Below are 1,529 nucleotides of genomic sequence, written 5' to 3'. Positions count from 1 at the left end.
GGAGGCTCTGGAAAATCCGACGCCGGTCGAGGCGATGGCGCATCGGCTGAAGACGCCGGAGGGCCGCAAGCTCTACGCCCTGCGCAAGCAGACGCTGGAGCCGGTGTTCGGCATCATCAAATCCGTGCTCGGGTTCCGTCAGTTTTCGATGCGAGGACTGCAACAGGCGCGCGGCGAGTGGAGCCTCGTGCTCAAGTATCCCCTCATTTACGTGATCCCGAAGGCTCCGGTGAATGTCGCGTTTTGGCGGATGAGTTGTGCGTATCGGCGAGCAAGCTCGGATCACGCTCGGTCAGCGATCGGCCGCCGCCGCCCTTGCGCCGCACCCGATTATTGGGCGGGGGAGCCGCGTCGAGGTCCGCAAAGCCCCGCCCGATGGTCGAGCGGGCGATCCCGGTGATCTCCGAGACCGCCGCCAGCCCGCCCCTGCCCGCCGCGCGCGCCTCGCTGGCGGCGAACACCCGTCGACCCCGCTCGTCCCGCTTCGAGCCGTCCGCATTCCACCGCTGCTCGATGCCGGCCCGGTCGATCATGCCGACACGGCTATCGTGCCTCGCGGCGATCGAGAACCAAGCCCGCCTGAGTCACACCGCCGCAGGCGCGCGAAATCGCCGATTCGGTTATCCTTGCGGGTGTCCTTAGCTTGCCCTGGACGGCTTGGGCAAGGCGCCGATCGACACGCCGCGACGAGCCATGGGCGGTCTCTTCGGCCATGCCGTCCGGTTCGGTGCGGCCGGCGATGTCCTCGCCGCCGGTGAAGGCATCGAGACGATACTGTCGCTGCGATGTGCGCTCCCCGCCTTGCCCATGGCGGCGGCGCTGTCAGCGAACCACCTCGCCGCTCTCCAGTTCCCGCCGGCGCTCCGTCGGCTCTACATAGCCCGCGACGCTGACGCCGCAGGCGATACGGCGGTCGCGGCGCTCACCGAACGAGCCAAAGCCGCTGGCATCGAGGCGCTGGTCCTCTCTCCGCAATTCGGAGACTTCAATGAGGACCTGCGAGCGTTCGGCGTCGGCGCCGTTCGCGCGTCCGTGCGTGTTCAGCTCGGTCCGCAGGATGCAGTCGCTTCATACGCCGGAGAACGGCCAGGACGGGGTGACCGAAGTCGGCACCCCGTCGCCGACTCACAAGGCCTTCAGGAAGGCCATAAGGTCCTTATCCTCCTTCCATGACCGAACGGGTCGCGGCTGCCTCACCTCGCAGAGCGCGACGGCGTTGGCCTTCAGCGTCAGGTCGATCTCGGCATAGATGTTGGTCGTGCTGATCGAGACGTGTCCGAGCCAGGCGCGGATAGTGTTGATGTCCACGCCGGCGAGGACCAGGTGGCAGGCCGTGGTGTGCCGGATCACGTTTGGAACAAGTGGCGTTTGGGCAAACGGTGAGCTGCGAAGCGCGGCGCGGTCGAAGCGACCGGGTTGTCGCTTGGCACTTAACCGCCTTTATGCACAGCGCTGGTGTTTCGGCGGCGTGAAGCGGCGATGTGGTCGCCGTTGCCGTGCCTGTTGGCACGCCTCGTCGGGCGCCGGGT

1 protein-coding gene and 3 pseudogenes are annotated in these 1,529 nt (G+C 67.2%); 2 read left to right on the top strand and 2 right to left on the bottom strand.

The features are described from left to right. Positions 1-190: pseudogene (locus EDC64_RS23345) on the top strand (transposase); the annotation flags it as partial. Positions 191-263: 73 nt separating this feature from the next. Here EDC64_RS23345 and EDC64_RS24150 read toward each other — a convergent pair. Beyond that, a pseudogene (locus tag EDC64_RS24150) lies at positions 264-533 on the bottom strand (ISAzo13 family transposase); the annotation flags it as partial. Positions 534-693: 160 nt separating this feature from the next. Here EDC64_RS24150 and EDC64_RS23340 point away from each other — a divergent pair. After that, a complete protein-coding gene (locus EDC64_RS23340; protein WP_132036258.1) occupies positions 694-1,173 on the top strand; it encodes a toprim domain-containing protein in 480 nt (159 codons plus the stop codon). Here the strand turns inward: EDC64_RS23340 and EDC64_RS23335 are convergent. After that, positions 1,126-1,422 (bottom strand): annotated as a pseudogene (locus tag EDC64_RS23335) (tyrosine-type recombinase/integrase); the annotation flags it as partial. The gene EDC64_RS23340 and the pseudogene EDC64_RS23335 sit on opposite strands and share 48 nt — an antisense overlap. Positions 1,423-1,529: the final 107 nt, after the last annotated feature.

Source organism: Aquabacter spiritensis (assembly GCF_004346185.1).
Taxonomy (GTDB): Bacteria; Pseudomonadota; Alphaproteobacteria; order Rhizobiales; family Xanthobacteraceae; genus Aquabacter; species Aquabacter spiritensis.
This window is presented reverse-complemented; position numbering and strand designations above follow the sequence as displayed.